General features: G+C 69.0%; 25 protein-coding genes. 16 read left to right on the top strand and 9 right to left on the bottom strand.

Features of this window, described 5'->3' with window-relative positions; translation table 11 throughout:
* Window positions 1-24 precede the first annotated feature (24 nt).
* Window positions 25-468, top strand: a complete 444-nt coding sequence (gene fliJ, locus FG99_RS04775; protein WP_043267636.1) for a flagellar export protein FliJ — start codon at window positions 25-27, stop codon at window positions 466-468.
* Between the two features lie 38 nt (window positions 469-506).
* Window positions 507-1157, top strand: coding sequence for a DUF1345 domain-containing protein (locus FG99_RS04770; RefSeq protein WP_043267634.1), 651 nt, complete (start codon window positions 507-509; stop codon window positions 1155-1157).
* Window positions 1158-1163: 6 nt separating this feature from the next.
* Here FG99_RS04770 and FG99_RS04765 read toward each other — a convergent pair whose 3' ends face one another.
* Window positions 1164-2618 (bottom strand): TrkH family potassium uptake protein, encoded by a 1455-nt coding sequence (locus tag FG99_RS04765; RefSeq protein ID WP_043267632.1) that lies wholly within the window; start codon window positions 2616-2618, stop codon window positions 1164-1166.
* Between the two features lie 152 nt (window positions 2619-2770).
* Here FG99_RS04765 and FG99_RS04760 point away from each other — a divergent pair, with 152 nt between their 5' ends.
* Window positions 2771-3148 (top strand): YkgJ family cysteine cluster protein, encoded by a 378-nt coding sequence (locus FG99_RS04760; RefSeq protein ID WP_043267630.1) that lies wholly within the window; start codon window positions 2771-2773, stop codon window positions 3146-3148.
* A gap of 405 nt (window positions 3149-3553) precedes the next feature.
* Window positions 3554-4114, top strand: coding sequence for a nitroreductase family protein (locus FG99_RS04755; RefSeq protein WP_043267628.1), 561 nt, complete (start codon window positions 3554-3556; stop codon window positions 4112-4114).
* On the opposite strand, the gene FG99_RS04750 is transcribed toward FG99_RS04755, so the two are convergent.
* The 7 genes from FG99_RS04750 to FG99_RS04720 all read right to left on the bottom strand — a co-directional run bounded on the left by FG99_RS04750 (window position 4095) and on the right by FG99_RS04720 (window position 8748).
* On the bottom strand, window positions 4095-4574 hold the full coding sequence (locus FG99_RS04750; protein ID WP_081884562.1) for a hypothetical protein: 480 nt from the start codon (window positions 4572-4574) through the stop codon (window positions 4095-4097). The genes FG99_RS04755 and FG99_RS04750 overlap by 20 nt on opposite strands.
* A 15-nt stretch (window positions 4575-4589) precedes the next feature.
* Window positions 4590-5930 carry a sensor histidine kinase gene (locus tag FG99_RS04745; RefSeq protein WP_009620894.1) on the bottom strand — a complete coding sequence of 447 codons (1341 nt, stop codon included), beginning with the start codon at window positions 5928-5930 and terminating at the stop codon, window positions 4590-4592.
* A gap of 94 nt (window positions 5931-6024) precedes the next feature.
* Window positions 6025-6486, bottom strand: coding sequence for a Spy/CpxP family protein refolding chaperone (locus FG99_RS04740; protein WP_009620895.1), 462 nt, complete (start codon window positions 6484-6486; stop codon window positions 6025-6027).
* Between the two features lie 140 nt (window positions 6487-6626).
* Window positions 6627-7304, bottom strand: coding sequence for a response regulator transcription factor (locus tag FG99_RS04735; protein WP_043267626.1), 678 nt, complete (start codon window positions 7302-7304; stop codon window positions 6627-6629).
* Between the two features lie 14 nt (window positions 7305-7318).
* Window positions 7319-7732 (bottom strand): SH3 domain-containing protein, encoded by a 414-nt coding sequence (locus FG99_RS04730; protein ID WP_043267624.1) that lies wholly within the window; start codon window positions 7730-7732, stop codon window positions 7319-7321.
* A 118-nt stretch (window positions 7733-7850) separates the two neighbouring features.
* Window positions 7851-8150 carry a YciI family protein gene (locus FG99_RS04725; RefSeq protein WP_009620898.1) on the bottom strand — a complete coding sequence of 100 codons (300 nt, stop codon included), beginning with the start codon at window positions 8148-8150 and terminating at the stop codon, window positions 7851-7853.
* Window position 8151: 1 nt separating this feature from the next.
* Window positions 8152-8748 (bottom strand): septation protein A, encoded by a 597-nt coding sequence (locus tag FG99_RS04720; protein ID WP_043267622.1) that lies wholly within the window; start codon window positions 8746-8748, stop codon window positions 8152-8154.
* A gap of 147 nt (window positions 8749-8895) precedes the next feature.
* Here FG99_RS04720 and FG99_RS04715 point away from each other — a divergent pair, with 147 nt between their 5' ends.
* The 7 genes from FG99_RS04715 to FG99_RS04685 all read left to right on the top strand — a co-directional run bounded on the left by FG99_RS04715 (window position 8896) and on the right by FG99_RS04685 (window position 16908).
* On the top strand, window positions 8896-9765 hold the full coding sequence (locus tag FG99_RS04715; protein WP_009620900.1) for a PHP domain-containing protein: 870 nt from the start codon (window positions 8896-8898) through the stop codon (window positions 9763-9765).
* Window positions 9762-10391: an L-threonylcarbamoyladenylate synthase gene (locus FG99_RS04710; protein ID WP_043267620.1), complete on the top strand. Its 630-nt coding sequence runs from the start codon at window positions 9762-9764 to the stop codon at window positions 10389-10391. Before FG99_RS04715 ends, FG99_RS04710 begins: the two co-directional genes overlap by 4 nt.
* Window positions 10392-10431: 40 nt before the next feature.
* Window positions 10432-11646: a tryptophan--tRNA ligase gene (locus FG99_RS04705; RefSeq protein WP_043267618.1), complete on the top strand. Its 1215-nt coding sequence runs from the start codon at window positions 10432-10434 to the stop codon at window positions 11644-11646.
* Between the two features lie 506 nt (window positions 11647-12152).
* Window positions 12153-13001, top strand: a complete 849-nt coding sequence (locus FG99_RS04700) for a segregation and condensation protein A (RefSeq protein ID WP_232244792.1) — start codon at window positions 12153-12155, stop codon at window positions 12999-13001.
* An 83-nt stretch (window positions 13002-13084) separates the two neighbouring features.
* On the top strand, window positions 13085-14074 hold the full coding sequence (gene scpB / locus FG99_RS04695) for an SMC-Scp complex subunit ScpB (protein WP_043267614.1): 990 nt from the start codon (window positions 13085-13087) through the stop codon (window positions 14072-14074).
* Window positions 14075-14288: 214 nt separating this feature from the next.
* On the top strand, window positions 14289-16577 hold the full coding sequence (gene bglX / locus FG99_RS04690; protein WP_043267970.1) for a beta-glucosidase BglX: 2289 nt from the start codon (window positions 14289-14291) through the stop codon (window positions 16575-16577).
* Between the two features lie 148 nt (window positions 16578-16725).
* Window positions 16726-16908 carry a DUF1289 domain-containing protein gene (locus tag FG99_RS04685; RefSeq protein ID WP_009620910.1) on the top strand — a complete coding sequence of 61 codons (183 nt, stop codon included), beginning with the start codon at window positions 16726-16728 and terminating at the stop codon, window positions 16906-16908.
* A 268-nt stretch (window positions 16909-17176) separates the two neighbouring features.
* On the opposite strand, the gene gap is transcribed toward FG99_RS04685, so the two are convergent.
* Window positions 17177-18181, bottom strand: coding sequence for a type I glyceraldehyde-3-phosphate dehydrogenase (gene gap, locus FG99_RS04680; RefSeq protein WP_043267610.1), 1005 nt, complete (start codon window positions 18179-18181; stop codon window positions 17177-17179).
* Between the two features lie 128 nt (window positions 18182-18309).
* On the opposite strand from gap, the gene edd reads away from it, so the two are divergent.
* The 5 genes from edd (at window position 18310) to FG99_RS04655 (ending at window position 25055) form a co-directional block, all read left to right on the top strand.
* The gene (gene edd / locus FG99_RS04675) at window positions 18310-20136 is read left to right on the top strand and encodes a phosphogluconate dehydratase (protein WP_043267608.1); all 1827 of its coding nucleotides are present in this window, start codon (window positions 18310-18312) and stop codon (window positions 20134-20136) included.
* Between the two features lie 67 nt (window positions 20137-20203).
* Window positions 20204-21202, top strand: a complete 999-nt coding sequence (locus tag FG99_RS04670) for a glucokinase (protein ID WP_051878443.1) — start codon at window positions 20204-20206, stop codon at window positions 21200-21202.
* 42 nt (window positions 21203-21244) lie between these two features.
* Window positions 21245-21973: a response regulator gene (locus FG99_RS04665; protein ID WP_043267606.1), complete on the top strand. Its 729-nt coding sequence runs from the start codon at window positions 21245-21247 to the stop codon at window positions 21971-21973.
* Window positions 21973-23421 (top strand): ATP-binding protein, encoded by a 1449-nt coding sequence (locus FG99_RS04660; RefSeq protein ID WP_009620920.1) that lies wholly within the window; start codon window positions 21973-21975, stop codon window positions 23419-23421. Before FG99_RS04665 ends, FG99_RS04660 begins: the two co-directional genes overlap by 1 nt.
* Before the next feature lie 374 nt (window positions 23422-23795).
* Complete coding sequence (locus FG99_RS04655) at window positions 23796-25055, top strand: ABC transporter substrate-binding protein (RefSeq protein ID WP_043267604.1); 1260 nt, start codon at window positions 23796-23798, stop codon at window positions 25053-25055.
* Window positions 25056-25077 lie beyond the last annotated feature (22 nt).

Genomic DNA, 25077 nt, shown 5'->3' with positions numbered 1-25077 from the left:
CACCATGCCTGAGGCCCGCCTGCCATGAACCGCCGCGCCGACCGTCTGGCTCCTGTCGTGGAGATGGCCCTGAAGGCCGAACGCGAGGCCGCGCGCCAGCTCGGCCAAGCGCAGAACCAACTGCTCCAGGCGCAGCGCAAGCTGGCCGAGCTGGAGCGTTTCCGCGCCGACTACCAGCAGCAGTGGATCGACCGCGGCCGCCAGGGCGTCAGCGGCCAGTGGCTGCTGGACTACCAACGCTTCCTGGCGCAGCTGGAAACCGCCGTGGAGCAGCAGAACCGCAGCCTGGCCTGGCACCAGGACGTGGTGGAGAAGGCGCGTGTCACCTGGTCGGAGAAGTACGCCCGCCTGGAGGGCCTGCGCAAGCTGGTGGAACGCTACCGCGAAGAAGCGCGGCTGCTGGCCGACAAACAGGAACAGAAGCAGCTCGACGAATTCGCCCAGCGCCTGCGGCCGCCGGTCTACTGAGCTAGGCTCAGCCCAGGTCCCCGCCTGGAACGCCACGCATGCTGCTCAGCCGTACCCTGCTGCACACCCATCCGCGCCTGCTCCTCGCCTGCGCCTCCGGCCTGGCGCTGGGGCTGGCCTGCTACCACCTGCCGCCGCTGATGCGCACGCTGGTCGGCTGGAACGTCGCCGCCTGGGGCTATGTGCTGCTGATCACCGTGCTCGCCCTGCGCGCCGGGGCGGATCAGGTGCAGCGCCTGGCCGCCATCGAGGACGAGAACGCCCAGGCGGTGCTGGTGCTGGTCAGCGCCGCGGCCATCGCCAGCCTGGTGGCGATCGTCTACGAGCTGGCCGGCGCGCGCCAGCTGCCGGGGAGCGAGCGGCTGCTGCGCTACGCCTTCACCGGCAGCACGGTTTTGGGTTCCTGGTTCCTCATCGGGACCATCTTCGCCATGCACTACGCGCGCATGTTCTACACGGCGGCGGACGGCGAGGCGCCGCTGCAGTTCCCCGACCGCGGGCGGCAGCCGGACTACTGGGACTTCGCCTACTTCTCCTTCACCCTCAGCGTCGCCGTGCAGACCTCGGACGTGGCCATCGCCTCGCCGGCGCTGCGCCGGGTGGCCCTGGCGCAGTCGATCATCTGCTTCCTGTACAACACGGCGATCCTCGGCCTGAGCATCAACATCGCCGCCGGCATCCTCGGCTGACGCGCCTCAGTGGCGCCAGAAGGCCGGGGTGAACAGCACCAGCACGGTGAGGATCTCCAGGCGCCCGGCGAGCATGCCGGCGCACAGCAGCCACTTGGCGGCATCCGGCAGGGACGAGAAGTTGCCCGAGGGGCCGATCACCGGGCCCATCCCCGGGCCGACGCCGGAGACGGTGCTGGCGGCTCCGGTCAGCGCGGTCATCCAGTCCAGGCCGAGGAAGGTCAGGGCCAGGCCCAGGCCGCCGACGGTGGCGCCGAAGAAGAACGAGAAGGTCAGGATCGAACGCACGATCTCCTCGTCCAGGCGGTGGCCGTTGTAGCTCTGGCGCAGCACCGCGCGCGGGTGGATGAGCTGGTACAGGCTGGCCTTGAGCAGGATGTAGGCGACCTGGAAGCGGAAGATCTTCAAACCGCCGGCGGTGGAGCCGGAGCAGCCGCCGATGAAGCCCAGGTAGAAGAACACCATGATCGAGAAGTGGCCCCACAGGCTGTAGTCGCCCAGGGCGAAGCCGGTGGTGGTGACCACCGAGGTGACGTTCACCGCGACGATGCGCAAGGCGTCCTGCCAGGACAGGTCGGAATTGAAGGCGTACCAGGTGCCCATCACCAGCCAGGTGAATACCAGCAGGCCGATGAAGCCGTGCACCTGGCTGTCCTTGAGCAGCGCCTTGCGATGGCCGCGCAGGGTGGCGACGTAGAGGGCGAAGGGCAGGCTGCCGAGGATCATGATCACCACCGCCACCCAGTGCACCGCCGGCTGGTGCCACTTGGCCAGGGACTGGTCGGAGGTGGAGAAACCGCCGGTGGAGATCGCCGACATGGCATGGTTGAGCGAATCGAACAGGCCCATGCCGGCCCACCACAGGCCCAGGGTGCCGAGGATGGTGATGCCGACGTACACCGCGACTATGTACTTGGCGACCATGTGCGAGCGCGGCATGACCTTGTCGCTGCGGTCCGAGGATTCGGTCTGGAACAGGCGCATGCCGCCGATGCGCAGCATCGGCAGGATCGCCACCGCCATGCCGATGAAGCCGATGCCGCCCAGCCAGTGCAGCATCGAGCGCCAGATGAGGATGCCCGGCGACATGTTGTCCAGCCCGGAAAGCACCGTCGAGCCGGTGGCGGTGATGCCCGACATGCTCTCGAAGAAGGCGTCGGTGACGCTCATGTGGCGGGCGATGATGAAGGGCAGGGCGGAGAAGAAGCAGACGATCACCCAACTGGAGACCGTGAGCATGTACATGTCCCGCGGGCGCAGGTGGGCCTGCTCGGGGCGGCCCGGCAGGACCAGGCCGAGGCCGGCGCTGAAGGTGATCAGGCTCGACCAGATGTAGGGCGAGAGTTCCTGCGGGCGGTGGTAGTAGAGCAGGGTGGCCATGGGCACCAGCATGGCCACCGCCAGGGTGATCAGGAACAGGCCGATGATGTATCCGAGGGTGCGTAGTGTCGGCAGCGCCATGAAGCGGACTCGATGGACATGAACCCTCCATTGTACCTGCCCTCGGCGCGATGCGCAGCGCGCCGGAGGGCTCTTCACAACGGCTGCGCAATCGCTAGAATTCTGCGCTGCCCGCCGGCGCTCGCCGGTTTCTTCTGGTGCATTCGCACATCATGTCCATCGACAATCCGTGTTTGAACTGTGGCGCCTGCTGTGCGCATTTCCGTGTGTCCTTCTACTGGGGCGAGTGCCGTTCCGCCGGCGGCAGCGTACCCGACGACCTGGTGGTGCAGGTCGGCCCGTACCATGCCGCCATGCGCGGCACCGAGGCCAAGCCGGTGCGCTGCGTGGGGTTGCTGGGCGAGGTCGGCTGCGGCGTGCGCTGCACGGTCTACGAGCAGCGCTCCAGCACCTGCCGGGAATTCGAGGCCTCCTGGGTCGACGGCCAGCACAACCCCAACTGCGACGCGGCCCGCGCCGCCTACGGCCTGCCGCCGCTGACGCCGCCGTTGCAGCCGATCGTCACGCCGTCGCCGGAGCGGGTGGCTTGACTGTGGGCGCATGACTTTGGGCTCCCTGTAGGAGCGAGCTTGCTCGCGAAGGGGGCTCATCGGCGAGCGCTGGTGTTTATCCCGAGAGCCCCTCTCCCTAACCCTCTCCCTGAAGGGAGAGGGGACCGTTCGGTGCGTTTTGACAGTCCTGAGTCAGCCGGCAATTCCGAAGGCCTCCGGCTGAAACCATTCCTTCTCTCGGCACGGACAAGCCCCCTCTCCCTTCAGGGAGAGGGTTGGGGAGAGGGAAGGGCGTCAATCCGAAACACGGGAGTCGCCGGCAAGCCCCCTTCGCGAGCAAGCTCGCTCCTACACGGATACGAAGCACCCTGGCTGCAGGTGAGCAGGCAGATGAGAAGCCTTTGCGACTACAATGGCCGTCCTTGTGTGTACAGGAGGTAGCCCATGGAGGCCTACGAAGCGCTGGTCAACCGTGTATCCCATGCCCGCCTGGGCGAGCCGGCGCCCACTGCCGGGCAGCTCGAGCGGCTGTTCCGCGTCGCCCTGCGCGCGCCGGACCATGGGCAGTTGCGCCCGTGGCGCTTCCTCACGGTGGAAGGCGAGGCGCGGCAGCAACTGGGTGAGTTGTTCGCCCGTGCGCTGAATGCCGAACAACCCGACGCCAGCCCCGAGGCGCTGGCCAAGGCCCGCGCCATGCCGTTGCGCGCGCCGACCCTGGTGGTGGCCATCGCGCGCCTGCAGGAGCACCCCAAGGTGCCGGAGATCGAGCAGATGCTGGCCGCTGGCTGTGCCGCCTACGGCATCGTCCAGGCGGCGTTCGTCGAGGGGCTGGGGGCCATGTGGCGCACCGGCGCCATGGCTTTCGATCCAGTCGTGCACCAGGGCCTGGGCCTGGCGGCCAACGAGCGCATCGTCGGCTTCATCTACCTGGGCACGCCCATGGGTGAGCTGCGCCAGCCGGCGCCGCTGGACCCGGCGGCCTTCGTCAGCGCCTGGCGGGGCTGAGCGGCAGGCTCAGGCGCACTTTCCAGCGCTCCCCTCCGGCCCGCCAGAGCAGCCGGCCGCCCTGCCAGGCGGCCAGGCGCTGGGCGGCGCGCAGGGCCCGGGGCAGCCAGCGCCGGGCCTGTTCGTCGGTGCCGCCGAGGTCCAGGCGCAGCAGGCCGCGCTCTAGGCGCGGTTCCAGCACGATGGCGGCGTCCTGCTGCCACTCCACCGCGGTATCCAGCAATTCATCCAGGGCTTCGTGCAGCGCCTGCGGCCAGCTGTGCAGCGGCCAGGTGCCGCCGCGCGGCAGGCTCAGGCGCAGTTCCGGCCAGCGGCGCCGCCAGCGCTGCGCCAGCAGCCCCAGTTCCACCGCCAGCACCAGGCTCTGCGGCTCGTCCCGCGGGCGCTCGCGCGGCAGGCCGGCGGCCGCCAACGGCAGGGCCGGAGTGGGGGGCGGCAGGTATTCGGCGGCTAGGTTCATGATCGGGCTCCGGGGTCAGGCGGCGTGGCGCGCCAGCGGTATTTCCAGGGTGGCGACGAAACCGCCGTCGGGGTGATTGGCCAGGCGCAGGCGGCCGGCGTGGCGCTCCACCGCGCGGCGGGCGATGGCCAGGCCCAGGCCGTGGCCGGGGCTGTCCTGGTTGGGCGCGCGGAAGAAGGGTTCGCCCAGTTGCGCCAGGTGCTCGGCGTCGGCCCCCGGGCCATGGTCGCGCACGCGCACGCGCAGCACGGCGCCGTCGCTGTCGGCTTCGACTTCCAGCGGCTTGTCCGTCGGGTTGAAGCGCAGGGCGTTGCGCAGCAGGTTGTCCAGCGCCCGTTCGAGCATGTCGGGCCAGCCATCCAGGGCCAGGTCGGCGGGAACCCGCAGCTGGATGTGCTGTTCCGGGGAAAGCAGCTGGGCGTCCTCGCGCAGGCGTTCGAGCAGCGGCAGCAGTTCGACGCGGCTGGTCGGCCCGGGCTCGGCGTCCAGGCGGGCGAGGGCGAGGATTTCGGCGATCAGCGCTTCCAGGCGGTCGCATTCCTGCTCCAGGCGCGGCCACATGCTGGCGCGCTGTTCGGGGCTGGCGCGCTCGGCCAGGGCCAGGGCGATGCGCAGGCGCGCCAGCGGCGAACGCAGTTCGTGGGAAACGTCGCGTAGCAGCTGGCGCTGGCTGCTGATCAGCCGTTGCAGGCGCGCGCCCATGCGGTTGAAGTCGCGGGCCAGCACGCCCAGCTCGTCGCCGCGGCGGGCCAGGCGCGCCAGGCTGTCCTGCTGGTAGGCGGTCTGGCCGAGGTCGTGCACGGCGCGGCGCAGGCGGTTGAGCGGGCGGGTGATGGAAAGCGTCACCAGCAGGCTGAAGATGGTCAGCACCACCAGGGCGATGCCCAGCGCGCTGAGCGGCCACAGCAGGCTGCCGCGGTGCCAGGCTTCCAGCGCGCCGTGGGGAATCCGGTAGATGAACAGGTAGGTGTGGTCGCTTTCCGCGCTGGTGTATTCCTGGCTGAGCTGGCGCCAGGGGAAGCGCGGCAGGTTCCGGCGGTCGAAACCTTCGTCGTTGTTGCGTCGTGGCGGGCGCGGCAGGTAGGTGCCGTCGACCAGGCGCTGGCCGCTTTCGTCGAGCACCTGCACCGACAGGTCGTAGTCGCGGCGGCGTTGCTCCAGCAACTGCTGGGCGGCGGCGGGGCCCTGGTTTTCGTAGAGCCGCGTCCATTGCTGGGCGAGGTCGTGCATGCCGGGGTAGCGGGCGATGATCCAGGTGTCCTGGTTCAGCGCGCGACCGAGCAGGATGGACAGGCCGGCAACCAGCAGCAGGGCGAGCCAGAAGGCGGCGAGGATTCGCCAGAAGAGCGAGCGCATGGTCTTTCGGTTCAGTCGCATGTCCGTTTCGGGTCAGGGGCGCGGGCACGCCGGGGCGCCGGGGGTGAGCCCGGCGCCCGGGTGGCTGGCGCTATCAGTTGGTCTTGCCATCCTTCTGCGCTTTCCATTGCTGGAACTCGGCCCATTCGGCCTTGCGCTGCTCGCGCTCTTTCTTCAGCTCGTCGAACTTCTTCTGCTGTTCGGGCGTCAGGAGCGCGCGGATGTCCTTCTGCGTCTTGTCGTGGCTGGCCTTGAGCTCGTCCTGCATGGCCTTCTGGTCGGCGGCCGAGAGCTTGCTCAGGTATTTGTCGGTGATGTCGTGGCGGCTCTTCATCGAGTCGCCCATCAGCTTGCCGACCTGCTGGCGCTGCTCGGGGCTCAGGTTCAGGGCCTTGAAGGGGCCGTTCCAGCCGCCGCGCGGGCCGTGGCCGTCCTTCATGTGGCCGCCCATCATGTGAGCGGGCGGCGGCGGGGTATCGGTTGGGACCGGCGTGGCAGCCATGGCCAGGGTCGGCAGGGCGGCGGCGAACATCAGGGCGGTGAGGGTCTTGCGCATGAATCTTCTCCTTTCGTGGACCGGTTTCTGAACCGGATGTGCCCAGTCTAGGGATGGCAAGGTCAAGGGCGGTCAGGGCCGGGTAAAGCTTCGGTAAAGATTGCGTCTACCGCTCTGGGGCGGGGTTCCCGGCCGTTCGCTCAGGGCGCGTAGAAGTAGCCGCGCCCGCGCAGGGCGAGGATGCGCGGACGCCCGTCCGGGTGCGCGCCGAGCTTCTTGCGCAGGTTGCTGACGTGCATGTCCAGGCTGCGGTCGTAGAGCGTCAGCTTGCGGCCCAGGGCGATCTGCGCCAGGGCCTGCTTGTCCAGCGGCTCGCCGGGCTGGCGCAGCAGCGCTTCGAGGATGCGGCTCTCGGACAGCGTCAGGCTGACCTCCTGGCTGGCGACGCTGGCCACGCCGCGGGCCAGGTTCAGGCTCAGGTCGCCGAGGTCGACCTGGGCGCTGGGCTGCGCCGGGTGGCTGCGGCGCAGCACGGCGCGCAGGCGCGCGGTCAGCTCGCGCGGATCGCAGGGCTTGGCCAGGTAGTCGTCGGCGCCCAGCTCCAGGCCGAGGATGCGGTCCAGCGGCTCGCCGCGGGCGGAGAGCATCAGCACCGGCAGGTCGGGGTGCTCGCTGCGCAGCTGCTTGAGCAGCTCCAGGCCGCTGCCGTCGGGCAGCATCACGTCCAGCACCACGGCGTCCGGCGTGCGGCTGGCCAGGGCGCTACGGGCCGCGCCGCCATCGTGGCTGGCGCGCACGCTGAAGCCTTCCTGGGTCAGCCAGGTGCACAGCAGTTCGCACAGTTCACGGTCGTCGTCGATCAGCAGCAGCTCACTCATTGCTCGGGCTTCTTTCAGTTGATCCATTCACGCCGCCGGCGGCGACGGCCGCGGCTCAGGGCGCCGAGGACGAAGGCGACGAGGGCGACGGCGCCGCCGGTCGCGAACCAGGTCTGCTCGTCGCTGAGCAGACGCGGCGGTTGTTGGGCCTGCAGCTCGCGCAGTTGCAGCTTCAGGCGCTGGTTTTCCTGGCGCAGGCGGCCCACCACGGCGCTTTCCGCCCCTTGCAGCTGGGCGGCGAGGTCGGTGCGCTGCTTCTCGCTCTCGTCCAGGCGCTGTTGCAGTTGGGCGAGGTCGTCGCTGGCCGGGGCCGGCGCGGCAGTGGGAGCCGGCATGGCGCCGGGGTCGTCGGTGGCGGGCTCCTCGCCGTGGGCGGCGAGCGGCAGGCTCAGGCAGAACAGCAGGGGCAGCAGATGACGTCGGGACATCGGAACTCCTTGTACGCTGATGAGCCGCCGGGCACCGCGCTCCGGGCGCTGTCCGGTCGCGGGGCCGGGCCTGGGTGTCCGGCCATGCGGCGTCGTCCGTCCGCCGCTGCTCGCCGGTTTACGGCAGGACTTTCTTGAACGGCTTGACCACGACTTCGGCATAGACGCCGGCGGCGCGGTACGGGTCGGCATCGGCCCAGGCCTGGGCGGCGGCCAGCGACTCGAACTCGGCGACGATCAGGCTGCCGGTAAAGCCGGCCGCGCCCGGGTCGGGGCTGTCGATGGCCGGGTGCGGCCCGGCCAGGACCAGGCGGCCCTCGTCCTTGAGCAGCTCGAGGCGGGCCAGGTGCGCCGGCCGCGCGGCCAGGCGGCGTTCTTGGGAAGCGGTGATGTCGCGGGCGATGATTGCGTAGAGCATGTCAGTCCTTGGGCTTTTCGCCGGTTGGGGCGTCGTGCATGTGGCGGGCCAGGAACACGCCCTGGCCGATCAGGAAGAGCAGGGTCATGCCCAGGCTGCCGAAGACCTTGAAGTCCACCCAGAAACGCTCGAAGGTGAAGGCGACGAACAGCTGGATGCAGCCGCAGAACACGAAGAACAGCACCCAGGCCAGGTTCAGGCGCTGCCAGATCGGTTCCGGCAGGTGCACGGCATGGCCCATGATGCGCTGGATCAGCGGCCGGCGGTCGCCCACCAGGGTGCTGCCGAGAAAGCCCAGGGCGAACAGCCAGTTGACCACCGGGGCCTTCCACTTGAGGAAGGTCTCGCTGTGGAAGGCCAGGGTCATGCCGCCGAACACCAGGCAGGCGGCCAGGGTCAGCCACTGGCCCTTGTCCAGCTTGCGCTGCTTGATCAGCAGCGCGCCGTAGACCACCACGGAGGAGGCGATCAGCACCGCGGTGGCGCTGTAGATGCCGCCCAGGCTGAAGGAGTGTCCGGCGAGTTCGACCGTGCGCGGGTCCAGCTTGTAGACGATGAAGAACAGGATGAGGGGGATGAAATCGATGAATTGCTTCATTACGGCAGCCAGAGCCCAGTTGTGGCGGCATAATACCAACCTGCGGAAGAACTGAAATAGTCACCCGTCTCGTGCCGTTGCGCTCGCACGCCGTGAATCGCCGCCGCGCAGCGTCTATACAGAAGTAAAACCCGTCCCGGTATGCCCATGCGTGTCGACCTGCATTGCCATAGCACCGCCTCCGACGGCCAGCTGCCGCCCGCCGCCGTGGTGGCCCGCGCGCACCAGCGCGGCGTGCGCCTGCTCGCCCTGAGCGACCACGACACCCTGGAGGGCCTGCCCGAGGCGCGCGCCGCCGCCGAGGAACTGGGGGTGACCCTGGTCAACGGCGTGGAGCTGTCCTGCACCTGGGGCGGGGCGACCATCCACGTCCTGGGTTACGCCTTCGACAGTGCCGCCGAGCCGCTGGTTCGCGCCCTGGACGACCTGCACCGCGGGCGCTGGGCGCGCGCCGAGGAGATCGGCCGGCGCCTGGAGGCCAAGGGCATGCCCGGCGCCTTCGAGGGCGCGCGGGCCATCCAGCGCGAGCTGGGCGACAGCGAAAACGCCCCGGCGCGGCCGCACTTCGCCGAGTTCCTGGTGCGCGCCGGCCATGTCGCCGAGCGCGCCGAAGCCTTCCGCAAGTGGCTGGGCGCCGGCAAGCTGGGCGACGTCAAGCAGCACTGGCCGAGCCTCGCCGAGGCGGTCGGCACCCTGCGCGCGGCGGGGGCCTGGGTCAGTCTGGCGCACCCCTACCAGTACGATTTCACCCGCACCAAGCGGCGCAAGCTGATCGCCGACTTCATCGACGCCGGCGGCCATGCCATCGAAGTGGTCAACGGCCTGCAGCCGGCCGAGCAGGTCGGCGTGCTGAGCATCCTGGCCCGCGAATTCGGCCTGCTGGTCAGCGCCGGCAGCGATTTCCACGGCCCCAGCGACTGGTCGGAGCTGGGGCTGTACCGGCCCGTGCCGGACGACCTTCCGCCCTTGTGGACGCGCTTCGCCGGCGCGGCCCGGGCCCTCGAGGAGACTTCATGAGCCAGTTCTTCCAGGTCCATCCTGAAAACCCCCAGCCACGCCTGATCAAGCAGGCGGTGGAGATCGTGCGCCAGGGCGGGGTGATCGCCTATCCCACCGATTCCTCCTACGCCCTGGGCTGCCGCCTGGGCGAGAAGGGCGCGGTGGAGCGCATCCGCCGGCTGCGCAAGCTCGACGACAAGCACAACTTCACCCTGGTGTGCCGCGACCTGTCCGAACTGGGCCTGTACGCCAAGGTCGACACCCGCCTGTTCCGCCTGCTCAAGGCCCACACCCCCGGGCCCTACACCTTCATCCTCGACGCCACCCGCGAGGTGCCGCGCATGCTGCTGCACCCCAAGCGCCGCACCATCGGCCTGCGCGTGCCGGCCTGCCCGATCGCCCAGGCGCTGCTGCAGGAGCTGGGCGAGCCGCTGATGAGCGTGAGCCTGATCATGCCCGGCGAGACCGAGCCGATGAGCGACCCCTATGAGATGCGCGGCACGCTGGAGCACCAGGTGGACCTGGTGCTGGACGGCGGCCACGGCGGCGTCGAGGCTTCCACGGTGATCAACCTCACCGGCGAGGAGCCGGAGGTGATCCGCGTCGGCTGCGGCGACCCGGCCCCCTTCGAGGCCTACGCCTGAAGCGCTCTTCCATACTGCCGCCCTTGCCGAGGTCCCGCGCTTGAGCAATGTCGAATCCCAGCGCCGTGTGCTGTCCGGCATGCGCCCTACCGGGCGCCTGCACCTGGGCCACCTGCACGGCGTGCTGCGGAACTGGGTGCGCCTGCAGCACGAGTACGAATGCTTCTTCTCCATCGTCGACTGGCATGCCCTGACCACCGAATACGACGACGTCGGGCCGATCCGCCAGCACGTCCGCGACATGGCCGTGGACTGGCTGGCGGTGGGCGTCAGCCCCAGCGCCTCGACCCTCTTCATCCAGTCCCAGGTGCCCGAGCACGCCGAGCTGCACCTGCTGCTGTCGATGATCTGCCCGCTGCCCTGGCTGGAGCGGGTGCCAACCTACAAGGAGCTGCAGGAAAAGCTCGGCCACAAGGACCTGTCGACCTACGGCTTCCTCGGCTACCCGCTGCTGCAGGCGGCGGACATCCTGGTCTACCGCGCCGGCCTGGTGCCGGTGGGCTCGGACCAGCTGGCCCACGTCGAGTTCGCCCGCGAGGTGGCGCGGCGTTTCAACCACCTCTACGGCGGCGAGGTGGACTTCGAGGACAAGGCCCAGGCCGCCGTCGCGCGCCTGGGCAAGAAGACCTCGAAGCTCTACGGCAGCCTGCGCAAGGCCTGGCAGGAGCAGGGCGACGAAGATGCCCTGGACACCGCGCGGGCACTGCTCAAGGAGCAGCAGAACCTGACCCTCGGCGACCGCGAGCGGCTGTTCGGCTACCTTGAAGGCAGCAGCCGCGTGCTGCTGCCCGAACCGCAGACGCTGGTCGGCAGCACTTCGCGCATGCCGGGGCTGGACGGGCAGAAGATGTCCAAGTCCCACGACAACACCATCGGCCTGCGCGAAAGCCCGGCGGAAGTGGAGGAGAAGATCGCGCGCATGCCCACCGACCCGGCGCGGGTGCGGCGTAATGATCCGGGCGACCCGCAGCGCTGCCCGGTGTGGCAGTGGCACCTGATCTACTCCGACGACGCCTGTCGCCAGTGGGTGCAGGAGGGCTGCAGCAGCGCCGGCATCGGCTGCCTGGATTGCAAACGGCCGCTGATCGAGTCGATCAACCAGGAACTGGCGCCGATCCGCGAGCGCGGCCTGGACTACGAGGACAACCCCGAACTGGTGCGCAGCATCCTCGCCGAGGGCGCCGAACACGCCCGCGAAGCGGCGCGCGAGACCCTGGTGGAAGTGCGCCAGGCCATGGGGTTGGTGTACCGCTAGGCCGCCCGGCTGCGTTGCAGGCGAGCATGGCTTTTCGTAGGAGCGAGCTTGCTCGCGAACAAACGCGGTGCCATGCGATTCGCGCGCAGGGCGCGCTCCTACAGGGGAATGGCCTGGGTGGGGCCGCGTAGGAGCGGATCTCATCCGCGAATCGCGCCGGCGGTTCCGGCTATCGCGGACAAGGTCCGCTCCTACGGGGGAGGAATACCGGGCTTCACGGCAGCTTGTAGGAGCGGGCCCTGCCCGCGATTCGCGCGCAGGGCGCGCTCCTACAGGGGATGGCGTGGATGGGCGCCATTCCGTCCAATTCCCTCACCATCGCCGCTGAAAAGCAGGGATAATGCCGCCCTGAGCCCGCCCCGCCCGACGAGAGTCCGATGAGCGACCTGAACGAGCCGCAAACCCCGCCCAGCCCCGCCGAATATCGCGAACCGGTGCAGCTGGCGCTCGTCTATGGCGAGGCGGTCACCGAACTGCCCCAGGACCTGTACATCCCGCCGGACGCCCTGGAGGTCTTCCTCGAAGCCTTCGAAGGCCCGCTCGACCTGCTGCTGTACCTGATCCGCAAGCAGAACATCGACGTCCTTGACATCCCGGTGGCGGAAATCACCCGCCAGTACATGACCTACGTCGAGCTGATGAAGTCGGTGCGCCTGGAGCTGGCCGCCGAATACCTGGTGATGGCCGCCATGCTCGCCGAGATCAAGTCGCGCATGCTGCTGCCGCGCTCGGCCGAGGCCGAGGAGGACGAGGAAGACCCGCGCGCCGAACTGATCCGTCGCCTGCAGGAATACGAGCGCTTCAAGCAGGCCGCCGAAGACCTCGACGGCCTGCCGCGCCAGGGCCGCGACTACGTGGTGCCGACCGTGGCAGCGCCGGAGGCCAAGGCGCGTAAGCTGCTGCCGCAGGTGGACATGCAGGAGCTGATGCTGTGCATGGCCGAGGTGCTGCGCCGCGCCGACCTGTTCGAGAGCCACCAGGTGACCCGCGAGATGCTCTCCACCCGCGAGCGCATGAGCGAAATCCTCGAACGCCTGAAGGACGCCGGCTTCGTGCCTTTCATCGAGCTGTTCCGCATCGAGGAAGGCCGTCTGGGCGTGGTGGTGACCTTCATGGCGGTGCTGGAGCTGGTCAAGGAACAGTTGGTGGAGCTGGTGCAGAACCAGGCCTTCGCGCCCATCCACGTGCGCGCCCGCATCGAGGTGGAGGAGGGCGCTGCGCCGGTCGAGGCCCTGGAGGAGGGCGACGAAGGTGTGTTCGAGGAGACCGAGGCACCGGCGCCGGAGCCGACCTTCGAGGACGGTGGCTTCGACGAGACGGCGGACCCGGCCGAGCTGGACGACGAGCCGCTCTGAGCCCTCGGCGTTGCCCTGGCGCCGCGCATTGAGTAGTTTTCCCGCCAGACCGGCGATTCCCGCAACCCGAACCGAGCGACCCGATGAACCTCTCCGACCCCCGCGAACTGGCGACCCTGCTCGAAGGCATCCTGCTGGCTTCCGGCCGCCCGCTGTCGCTGGAGCGCCTCGGCGAGCTGTTCGAGGAGGCCGAGCGCCCGGAGCCGCAGCAGTTCCGCGATGCGCTGGCGATCCTGTCGCTGTCCTGCGCCGGGCGCGCCTTCGAACTCAAGGAGGTGGCCAGCGGCTACCGCCTGCAGATTCGCGAGCCGCTCTCGCCCTGGGTCGGCCGGCTGTGGGAGGAGCGCCCGCAGCGCTACTCCCGCGCGCTGCTGGAAACCCTGGCGCTGATCGCCTACCGCCAGCCCATCACCCGCGGCGAGATCGAGGAAATCCGCGGCGTGGCGGTGAACACTCAGATCATCAAGACGCTGATGGAGCGCGAGTGGATCCGCATCGTCGGCTACCGCGAGGTGCCGGGGCGCCCGGCGATGCTCGCCACCACCCGCGCCTTCCTCGACTACTTCAACCTCAAGAGCCTGGAAGAACTGCCGCCGCTGGCCGAGCTGCGCGAGATGGAAGCCGAGCCGGAAGACGTGCAACTGGTGCCGGTCCACCTGCCCAGCCCGATCCTCGACGAAGACTACGTGCCGGCGTCGATCCAGGCCCTGGCCGACCAGGCGCTGCGCGAAGCCGGCGAGGAGCCGGAAGCCGCGGCGCCGGAGGAGAAGCCCGAGGAGACCAGCTTCCGCAGCTTGCTGGCCGAACTGGATGAGATGGAGCAGGGCCTGAAGACCGACTTCGACGACCTGATCGAACCGCCGCCGGTCGCCGAAGACGAGGCCGCGGACGACCCCGCAGCGGCCGAAGAAGCCTTGCCGATAGCGCCCGACGACGCCGTCGAGGCAGCCCCGGAACCCGCCGCAGAGCCCGCCGCGCCGGTGCCCGAGGCCGACGAATACGACGAGGAACGCGCCCTGGCCGAGGCCATGCGCGAGGAACTCGAGGCCATGGCCAGGGAGCGCGACCACTGATTCGCGCGTCCGAAAGTCGGGGCGCCGCCCCTGAAAGCTTTCAACCGTTGACTTCCGCCGCGCGCGGGACGACCTTATGTGCCGCGCCGCACGGGCGCCGGCGGCAGCACCTGGGGGAGCCGCCGGAACAGCGCCGGGCATGGCCGTCATCGAACCTTCCAACATTCAACAGTCGGCCGCCGCCCTGGCGCGGGCCACTGAGTGCGCATACATAATGAAGAGAAAACACCTCTGCCTCGGCCTCCTGCTGGGGTTGAACAGCGTCTCCCTGCTCGCTGCCGAGGGGCCGGCGGTTCCGCTGCCGGGGCAGTCCAAGGACGCCTTCATCAGCCAGCTGATGCAGCAGATGACGCAGGACGAGAAGATCGGCCAGCTGCGCCTGGTCAGCGTCGGCCCCGACCATCCCAAACCGGTGCTGCTGGAAGAGATCAAGGCCGGCACCACCGGCGCCATCTTCAACACCGTGGTCCGCCCGGGCATCCGCGACCTGCAGGACGCGGCCATGCACAGCCGCCTGAAGATCCCGCTGTTCTTCGCCTACGACGTGGTCCACGGCCATCGCACCGTGTTCCCCATCGGCCTGGGCCTGGCCGCCAGCTGGGACATGGACGCGGTCGCCACCAGCGCGCGCATCGCCGCCCTGGAGGCCAGCGCCGACGGCCTCAACCTGACCTACTCGCCCACTGTCGACATCGCCCGCGACCCGCGCTGGGGGCGCGTGTCCGAAGGCTTCGGCGAGGACACCTACCTGGTCAGCCGCATCGCCGAAACCGTGGTCAAGGCCTACCAGGACAAGGGCCTGGACCAGCCGGGCACCATCATGGCCGGGGTCAAGCACTTCGCCCTGTACGGCGCCGGCGAGGGCGGGCGCGACTACAACACCGTGGACATGAGCCTGCCGCGCATGTTCCAGGACTACCTGCCGCCGTACCGCGCGGCCATCGACGCCGGCGCCGGCGCGGTGATGGTCTCGCTGAACAGCGTCAACGGCGTGCCGGCCACCGCCAACAAGTGGCTGCTGCAGGACGTGCTGCGCAAGCAGTGGGGCTACAAGGGCGTGCTGCTCAGCGACCACGGCGCGGTCATGGAGCTGATCAAGCACGGCGTCGCCGGCGAACCGCGCGAGGCCGCGCGCCTGGCGATGACCGCGGGCGTCGAGATGAACATGAACGACGACCTCTACGGCAAGGAGCTGCCCGAACTGCTCAAGGCCGGCGCCATCAGCCAGGCCGACATCGACCGCGCCTGCCGCGACGTGCTGGCGGCCAAGTGGGACATGGGCCTGTTCAAGGACCCGTACCGCTACCTGCAGGGCGCCGACCCGCTCGACACCGACGCCGAGAGCCGCCTGCACCGCGCCGAGGCCCGCGACGTGGCGCGCCGCGGCATGGTGCTGCTGAAGAACGAAGGCGACGTGCTGCCGCTCAAGCGCGGCGGCACCATCGCCCTGGTCGGCCCGCTGGCCGACAGCAAGCGCGACGTGATGGGCAGCTGGTCCGCCGCCGGCAAGGCCTTCCAGGCGGTAACCCTGCTCGAAGGCATGGGCCACGCCACCCGCGGCAAGGCCGCGCTGCTCTACGCCAAGGGCGCCAACGTCACCAACGACGAAGAGATCATCAAGTACCTCAACGAATACAACGAGGACGTGAAGATCGACCCGCGCAGCCCGCAGGCAATGATCGACGAGGCGGTGGCCAAGGCGAAGCAGGCCGACGTCATCGTGGCGGCGATCGGCGAGGCCCAGGGCATGGCCCACGAGGCGTCGAGCAAGACCAACCTGCACATCGCCCAGAGCCAGTACGACCTGCTCAAGGCGCTGAAGGCCACCGGCAAGCCGCTGGTGCTGGTGCTGATGAACGGCCGCCCGCTGGACCTGCGCTGGGAAACCGCGAACGCCGACGCCGTGCTGGAAACCTGGTTCAGCGGCACCGAGGGCGGCAACGCCATCGCCGACGTGCTGTTCGGCGACTACAACCCCTCGGGCAAGCTGCCGATGACCTTCCCGCGCTCGGTGGGGCAGATTCCGATCTACTACAACCACCTCAACACCGGCCGCCCGTTCGACCACGAGCACCCGAACAAGTACACCTCGCGCTACTTCGACTCGCAGAACGGCCCGCTGTACCCCTTCGGCTACGGCCTGAGCTACACCCGCTTCAGCGTTTCCGACGTGCAGCTGTCCAGCCCGCGGATGCACAAGGGCGACACCCTCAAGGCGCGGGTGACGGTGAAGAACACCGGCAAGCGCGCCGGCGAGACCGTGGTGCAGCTGTACCTGCGCGACGAGGTGGCTTCCATCAGCCGCCCGGTGAAGGAGCTCAAGGGCTTCCGCAAGGTCATGCTGCAGCCGGGCGAGTCGAAGGTGGTGGAATTCCCGATCCGCGAGGAAGACCTGCGCTTCTACGACAGCAACCTGCGCTACGCCTCGGAACCGGGCGAGTTCAAGGTGATGATCGGCCTGGACTCGGACGACGTGAAGGAAAGCCAGTTCACCCTGCTCTGAGCCGGCGTGCCGCACCGCGATATCGCCCCGATTGGCCCGGCCAATCGGGGCGATGTCTTTTCTGCGTTGGACCTTTCGTCGCCTGTGCCTTCAAGTAGGCTCGGCGCACCCCCATGGTGGAGGTATGCGCAAGCCATCGGGAGGCCCCGTGAAAGATCCCTGCATCAAGGTCTGCGAATTCGACGACGGCATCTGCCGCGGCTGCGGCCGCAGCCGCGCCGAGGTCAAGGCCTGGAAGAAACTCGACAAGCCCGAACGCCTGGCGGTGCTGGCCGAGGCCGACATGCGCCTGCTGGTGCTGCAGGCGCAGGGCCGGCGCAAATACCGCTAGCGGTGACAGGGAAGCTCGGGCGTAGGCGGACCTTGTCCGCGATAGCCGGGCATATCGGCGCGGTTCGCGGATAAGATCCGCTACGAAGAGCTTCGCGGTGTAGCCGGCAAGACAGTTGCTCCTACGTCATGCCCACCTCCGGACCCATTTGTAGGAGCGGGCCCTGCGCGCGAATCGCGGGCAGGGCCCGCTCCTACAGGGGCCCCGTCGTTGGCCGTCGCAACGGTGTTCCGGGCCAACGGCGGATAACCGCGTTCACCGCCGCGCCTCAGGCCGGCGCCCGCCACAGCGCCAGGGCGTTGTCCAGCATGCGGTTGGAAAAGCCCCATTCGTTGTCGTACCAGGCCATGACCTTCAGCAGCCGGCCGCTGACCTTGGTGTGGTTGGCGTCGAAGATGGCCGAGCGCGGGTCGTGGTTGAAGTCCACCGAGACCAGCGGCTGGCTGTTGTAGCCGAGGATGCGCGAGCCCTGGCTGGCTATCCTGAACAACTGGTTGACCTCCTCGACCGTGGTGTCGCGGCCGACCTGCACGGTCAGGTCCACCAGCGAGACGTTGATCACCGGCACCCGCACCGCAAGGCCGGTGAGCTTGCCGGCCAGCTCCGGCAGCACCAGGCCCACCGCCTCGGCGGCGCCGGTGCGCGTGGGGATCATCGACTGGGTGGCCGAGCGCGCGCGGTAGAGGTCGCCGTGGTACACGTCGGACAGGCTCTGGTCGTTGGTGTAGGCGTGTATGGTGGTCATCAGGCCCTGTTCGATGCCCAGCTCGCGATGCAGCACCTGGGCCACCGGGGCCAGGCAGTTGGTGGTGCAGGAGGCGTTGGAGATGATCTGGTGCGAGGCGCGCAGCAACTCGTGGTTGACGCCATGGACGATGGTGGCGTCGACGCCGGCCCCCGGCGCCGAGACGATCACCTTGCGCGCGCCGGCGGCCAGGTGCGCGGCGGCCTTGTCGCGCTGGGTGAAATGTCCGCTGCACTCCAGGACGATATCGACGTCCAAACCTTTCCAGGGCAACTGCGCCGGGTCGCGCAGGGCCGTGACGGCGATGCGGTCGCCGTTCACCGTGAGGCTGTCGTCGTCGTGCTCGACCTGCCCGGGGAAGCGCCCGTGGACGCTGTCGTACTGCAGCAGGTGGGCGTTGATGGCGGCGTCGCCGAGGTCGTTGATGGCCACCACTTCGAGCTGTTGGCGGTAGTCGGCGGTATAAAGGGCGCGGAGGACGTTGCGGCCGATACGGCCGAACCCGTTGATCGCCAGGCGAATGGTCATGGAGGTCGTCTCTTTTGTGTTTTTGTGGTAAAAACCATTAAATTTTTTCGTCAAACAAAAGTAAATATCCTTTAACCGATGATTATGTTGTAAAAACAACAATCGTTAGTCTGCAGGAGAATGCTGCCATGCACCCGCGCGTGCTCGAAGTCACCCGTCGCATCCAGGAACGCAGCGCCGCTACCCGCCAGCGCTACCTCGCCATGGTCAAGGCCGCCGCCACCAAGGGCCCGCACCGTGGCACGCTGCCCTGCGGCAACCTGGCCCACGGCGTGGCCGCCTGCGGCGAGCACGACAAGCAGGCGCTGCGCCTGATGAACCAGGCCAACGTCGGTATCGTCTCTGCCTATAACGATATGCTCTCGGCGCACCAGCCGCTGGAGCGCTTCCCAGGGCTGATCAAGGACGCCCTGCGCGAGATCGGCTCGGTGGGCCAGTTCGCCGGCGGCGTGCCGGCCATGTGCGACGGCGTGACCCAGGGCGAGCCGGGCATGGAGCTGTCCCTGGCCAGCCGCGACGTGATCGCCATGGGCACCGCCATCGCGCTGTCCCACAACATGTTCGACGCCGCGCTGTGCCTGGGCGTGTGCGACAAGATCGTCCCCGGCCTGCTGATCGGCGCGCTGCGCTTCGGCCACCTGCCGGTGGTGTTCGTCCCCGCCGGGCCCATGCCCACCGGCATCTCCAACAAGGAGAAGGCCGCGGTGCGCCAGCTCTACGCCGAAGGCAAGGCCAGCCGCGAGCAGTTGCTGGCCTCGGAGATGGCCTCCTACCACGCGCCGGGCACCTGCACCTTCTATGGCACCGCCAACACCAACCAACTGCTGGTGGAAGTGATGGGCCTGCACCTGCCGGGCGCCTCCTTCGTCAACCCGAACACCCCGCTGCGCGACGAGCTGACCCGCGAGGCCGCGCGCCAGGCCAGCCGCCTGACCCCGGAAAACGGCCAGTACGTGCCCATGGCCGAGGTCATCGACGAGCGCGCCATCGTCAATTCGGTGGTGGCCCTGCTGGCCACCGGCGGCTCCACCAACCACACCCTGCACCTGCTGGCCATCGCCCAGGCCGCCGGCATCCAGCTGAGCTGGCAGGACATGGCCGAACTCTCCGAGATAGTGCCGCTGCTGGCGCGCATCTATCCCAACGGCCAGGCTGACATCAACCACTTCCAGGCCGCCGGCGGCATGTCCTTCCTGATCCGCCAGCTGCTCGACGGCGGGCTGCTCCACGAAGACGTGCAGACCGTGGTCGGCAAGGGGCTGCGCCGCTACCTGCAGGAACCTTTCCTCGACGGCGGCAAGCTGGTCTGGCGCGAGGGCCCGGCCGACAGCCTGGACGAGGACATCCTGCGCCCGCTGTCGCGCCCGTTCTCCGCCGAGGGCGGCCTGCGCCTGATGGAAGGCAACCTCGGCCGCGGCGTGATGAAGGTTTCCGCCGTGGCCGCCGAACACCAGGTGGTCGAAGCGCCGGTGCGCATCTTCCACGACCAGGCCAGCCTGGCCGCGGCCTTCAAGGCTGGCGAGCTGGAGCGCGACCTGGTCGCCGTGGTGCGCTTCCAGGGCCCGCGCTTCAACGGCATGCCCGAGCTGCACAAGCTGACGCCCTTCCTCGGCGTGCTGCAGGACCGCGGCTTCAAGGTGGCGCTGGTCACCGACGGGCGCATGTCCGGCGCCTCCGGCAAGGTGCCGGCGGCGATTCACGTATCCCCGGAAGCCAGCGCCGGCGGCCCGCTGGCGCGCCTGCGCGACGGCGACGTGGTGCGCGTCGACGGCACCACCGGCGAGCTGCGCGTGCTGGTCGACGCCGCCGAGTGGCAGGCCCGCCCGCTGGCGCCGCTGCCCGAGGACGACGGCAGCGGCATGGGCCGCGAGCTGTTCGCCTTCATGCGCCAGTCGTTCAGTTCCGCGGAGCAGGGCGCCTGCGCCTTCACCGCCGAGCTGGAACGCTTGCGGTAGGGGCTATGCTTGGCGGAGCATTCGCCTCCCGGAACCCGCTCAAACCTTTCAGTTGCCCGAGCTTGCGATGAATTCCAACAACAAGTCCCAAGCACCGACCGGCATCGCGCTGGTCGGCGACATCGGCGGGACCAACGCCCGCTTCGCCCTCTGGCGCGAACAGCGCCTGGAGGCCATCGAGGTGCTGGCCTGCGCCGACTACCCGCGCCCGGAAGACGCCGTGCGCGAATACCTGCAGCGCGTCGGCCAGCCGCTCGGCGCCATCCACAGCGTCTGCCTGGCCTGCGCCGGGCCCGTGGGCGATGCCGACTTCCGCTTCACCAACAACCACTGGGTCATCAAACGCGAGGCCTTCCGCGCCGAGCTGGGCCTGAGCCACCTGCTGCTGGTCAACGACTTCAGCACCATGGCCTGGGCCGCCTCGCGCCTGGGCGGCGAGGACCTGGTGCAGGTGCGCGACGGCCAGGCCCTGCCGGGCCGCGCCAAGCTGATCATCGGCCCCGGCACCGGCCTGGGCGTCGGCAGCCTGGTGCCGCTGCCCGGCGGCGGCTGGGACGTGCTGCCCTGCGAGGGCGGCCACGTCGACCTGCCGGTGACCGGTGAGCGCGACTTCGCCATCTGGCAGCAACTACGCGAGAAGTACGGCCACGTCTCGGCCGAGCGCGCGCTGTCCGGCAGCGGCCTGGAGAACATCTACCAGGCCAGCTGCAAGGTCGATGGCATCGAGCCGCTGGCGCTCTCCGCGGCGCAGATCGGCGAACGCGCCCTGGCCGGCGACGCATACTGCGACGCGGTGCTGGAACACTTCTTCGTGTGGCTGGCGCGGGTCGCCGGCAACGCGGTGATGACGGTCGGCGCCCTGGGCGGCGTGTACATCACCGGCGGCATAGTCCCGCGCTTCCTCGAACGCTTCCGGCGCAGCGGTTTCGCCGAGGCCTTCTGCACCCGTGGCAAGACCAGCGGCCCCTACCTGAGCCAGGTGCCGGTATGGGTGATGACCGCCAGCCATCCGGGCCTGTTCGGCGCCGGCGTGGCCCTGGAGCAGGCGCTGCAGGCAAAAGCCTGAACGACCAACGGCAACCACTGGAACAACAACAAGGGATGCCCCGTGAACGCACCCGCCAAATCCATCCTGCTGGTGGATGACGACCAGGAAATCCGCGAGCTGCTGGAAACCTACCTGAGCCGCGCCGGCTTCCAGGTGCGCAGCGCCGCCGACGGTGCGGCCTTCCGCCAGGCGTTGCTGGCAGAGGAGGCCGCCCTGGCCATCCTCGACGTGATGCTGCCCGACGAGGACGGCTTCAGCCTGTGTCGCTGGATTCGTTCGCACCAGCGCCTGGCCTGCATGCCGGTGATCATGCTCACCGCCAGTTCCGACGAAACCGACCGGGTGATCGGCCTGGAGCTGGGCGCCGACGACTACCTGGGCAAGCCCTTCAGCCCGCGCGAGCTGCTGGCGCGGATCAAGGCCCTGCTGCGCCGCGCGCAGTTCACCCAGGTGCGCGGCGGCGAGGTGCTGGCCTTCGACGACTGGCGCCTGGACACGGTCAGCCACCGGCTGTTCCACGAGGACGGCGAGGAGTTCTTCCTCAGCGGCGCCGACTTCGCCCTGCTCAAGCTGTTCCTCGACCACCCGCAGCAGATCCTCGACCGCGACACCATCGCCAACGCCACCCGCGGCCGCGAGGTGATGCCCCTGGAGCGCATCGTCGACATGGCGGTCAGCCGCCTGCGCCAGCGCCTGCGCGACACCGGCAAGGCGCCGCGGCTGATCCAGACCGTGCGCGGCAGCGGCTACCTGCTGGCGGCGCAGGTCCGCCCGCACCTGGGGCTGTGATGGGCGAGCGGCGGCGCTGGCCGCTGGTCCCGCGCTCGCTGCTGGGGCGCATGCTGCTGCTGACGCTGCTGGCGATCCTCGTCGCCCAGGGCCTGTCCAGCCTGTTCTGGCTCTCGCACCTGCGCTCCAGCCAGCGCGAGGGCCTGCTCACCAGCTCGCGCAGCCTGGCCTATTCCATGGCCGCCAGCGTCAGCTACTTCCGCTCGTTGCCCATCGGCTACCGCCCGCTGGTGCTGGACCAGCTGCGCAGCATGGGCGGCACGCGCTTCTTCGTCTCGCTCAACGAGCGCCCGCTGCAGATGCAGAGCCTGCCGGACACGCCGAACAAGCAGGCGGTGCTGGACATCGTCCGCGACGTGCTGCAGCAGAAGCTGGGCAAGGACGTGGAGCTGGAAGTGGAATTCGTCGCCCCGGACGACCTGCGCCTGTTCAACAGCCAACTGAAGCTGGAGGAACTGCCGCGCTCCTGGGCCCACTACGCGCTGACCCTGGAGCCGGTGAACCCGCCGGTGCTGGTGACGCAGATCCGCATCGGCGAGAACGAATGGCTCTACATCGCCAGCCTGATGCCGGCGCCCTACGTCAGCCTGGAGCCGGAGGCGCTGCAGCCGCAGCAACTGCTCTCCATCGGCCTGACCAGCCTGTTGCTGCTGCTCTTCGCCGGCCTCTTGGTGCACCAGCAGAGCCGCCCGCTCAAGCGCCTGGCCCGCGCCGCCCGCGAAGTCGCCCTGGGCAGCCCGGCGGCGCCGCTGGAAGAGCGCGGCGCCCGCGAGCTGGTGGAAGTCAGCCGCGCCTTCAACACCATGCGCGAGAGCATCGACCGCTACCTCAGCGAGCGCGGCCAGCTGTTCAGCGCCATCTCCCACGACCTGCGCACGCCCATCACCCGCCTGCGCCTGCGCGTCGAACTGCTCGACGACGAGCCGCAGCGCGACAAGCTCAACCAGGACCTCGACGAGCTGGAACTGCTGGTCAAGGGCGCCCTGCAATGCGTGAAGGACACCGACATCCACGAGAACATCGAGCCGGTGGACGTCAACCAGTTGCTACAGCACGTCGCCGGCCCCTACCTGGCCGACGGCCGCGTGAAGCTGCTGGGGGAGGCGGGCGAACCCTATCCCGGCAAGCCCCTGGCCCTGCGCCGCTGCATCGGCAACCTGCTGGACAACGCCCTGAAGTACGGCGAGCGCGCGCAGGTGCAGGTCGAGGACGGCCTGGAAGCGCTGGTCGTGCACGTCGACGACGAGGGGCCCGGGGTGCCGGAGCAGCGGTTGGAGCAGGTGTTCGAACCGCGGGTGCGCTTGTCGCAGCGGGGGCAGGGGTATGGGTTGGGGTTGGGGATCGCGAGGAATATCGCGCATACCCATGGCGGGGAGGTGAGTTTGCAGAACAGGCGGGAAGGGGGGCTGCGGGTGACCTTGCGGTTGCCGAGGTTGGTTGTGGAATAAGGACGGTTCTTCTTTCCGACTCCGATATTGCCGGCGTACTCCGTAATTCCATCTCGCAGAGGACAGCTCCCTCTCCCTTCAGGGAGAGGGGGCTTGTCCTGAGCGGCGACAAGTCCGGCGTCAGCCTGAAGCTCAGGAGTTGCCGGCTGACGCCATATCATCAACGCACACCGAACGGCTCCCTCTCCCGCTTGCGGGAGAGGGCTGGGGTGAGGGGCTCTTGGCTCTTCAACCCCAACCCAACCAACCCCCAAATGTCACCACCCCGTGACAATCCACCATCCCTTCGTTACCCGGAGCAGGAAATGCCTTGGATAGACTCGGACTACCGCAAGCGCAGACTTGCCCCGAATAACAAGAACAGGTCCTCCCCCATGAATGCGCTCCGCCGCCTTTCCGCCGCTGTCTGTCTTTCCTCGCTCTATCTCGCCACCCCGGCCCATGCCGGCGAAGTCGAAGTCCTGCACTGGTGGACTTCCCCCGGCGAGGCGCGCGCCGCCGAAACCCTGAAGAAACTCGTCCAGGCCAAGGGCCACACCTGGAAGGACTTCGCCGTCGCCGGCGGTGGTGGCGAGGCCGCCATGACCGTGCTGAAGACCCGCGCCGTGTCCGGCAACCCGCCGGCCGCCGCGCAGATCAAGGGGCCGGACATCCAGGAGTGGGGCCAGCTCGGCCTGCTCGCCGACCTCAACCAGGTCGCCGCCGAGGGCAAGTGGGACCAGCTGCTGCCGCCGCAGGTGGCGCAGGTCATGAAGTACCAGGGCGACTACGTCGCCGTGCCGGTCAACGTGCACCGGGTCAACTGGCTGTACATCAACCCCGAGGTCTTCAAGAAGGCCGGCGCCACGCCGCCGACCACCCTCGACGAGTTCTTCGCCGCCGCCGACAAGCTCAAGGCCGCCGGCTTCGTCGCCCTGGCCCATGGCAGCCAGCCCTGGCAGGACGGCACCCTGTTCGAGAACCTGGTGCTCAGCAAGATGGGCCCGGACGGCTACCGCAAGGCCTTCGTCGAGCAGGACAAGGCCACCCTCACCGGGCCGCAGATGGTCGAGGTGTTCAGCGCGCTGAAGAAACTGCGCGGCTACATCGACGCCGACGCCGCCGGGCGCGAGTGGAACGTCGCCACCAGCATGGTCATCAACGGCAAGGCCGGCATGCAGATCATGGGCGACTGGGCCAAGAGCGAGTTCACCGCCGCCAGCAAGGTCGCCGGCAAGGACTACCAGTGCCTGCCGTTCCCCGGCACGCAGAAGGACTTCGACTACAACATCGACTCCCTGGTGATGTTCAAGCTGAGCAACGCCGAGAACCGCAAGGCCCAGGAAGACCTGGCCCGCGCGGTGCTCGACCCGGCGTTCCAGAAGGACTTCAACCTGGCCAAGGGCTCCATCCCGGTGCGCCTGGACGCCGACATGGCGCCCTTCGACGCCTGCGCCCAGCAGTCGATGAAGGACTTCAAGGCGGCCTCGGCGGCCGGCACCTTGGTGCCGAGCATGGCCCACAGCATGGCCGCCTCCAGCTACGTGCAGGGCGCCATCTTCGACGTGGTGACCAACTTCTTCAACGACCCCGCCGCGGACCCGCAGAAGGCTGCCCAGCAGCTCTACGCGGCGATCGAGGCGGCGGCGCAGTAAGCCGCGCGGCGCCTTCCGCCAG

It is taken from the genome of Pseudomonas sp. AAC (assembly GCF_000725445.1).
Lineage (GTDB): Bacteria > Pseudomonadota > Gammaproteobacteria > Pseudomonadales > Pseudomonadaceae > Pseudomonas > Pseudomonas citronellolis.
This window is presented reverse-complemented; position numbering and strand designations above follow the sequence as displayed.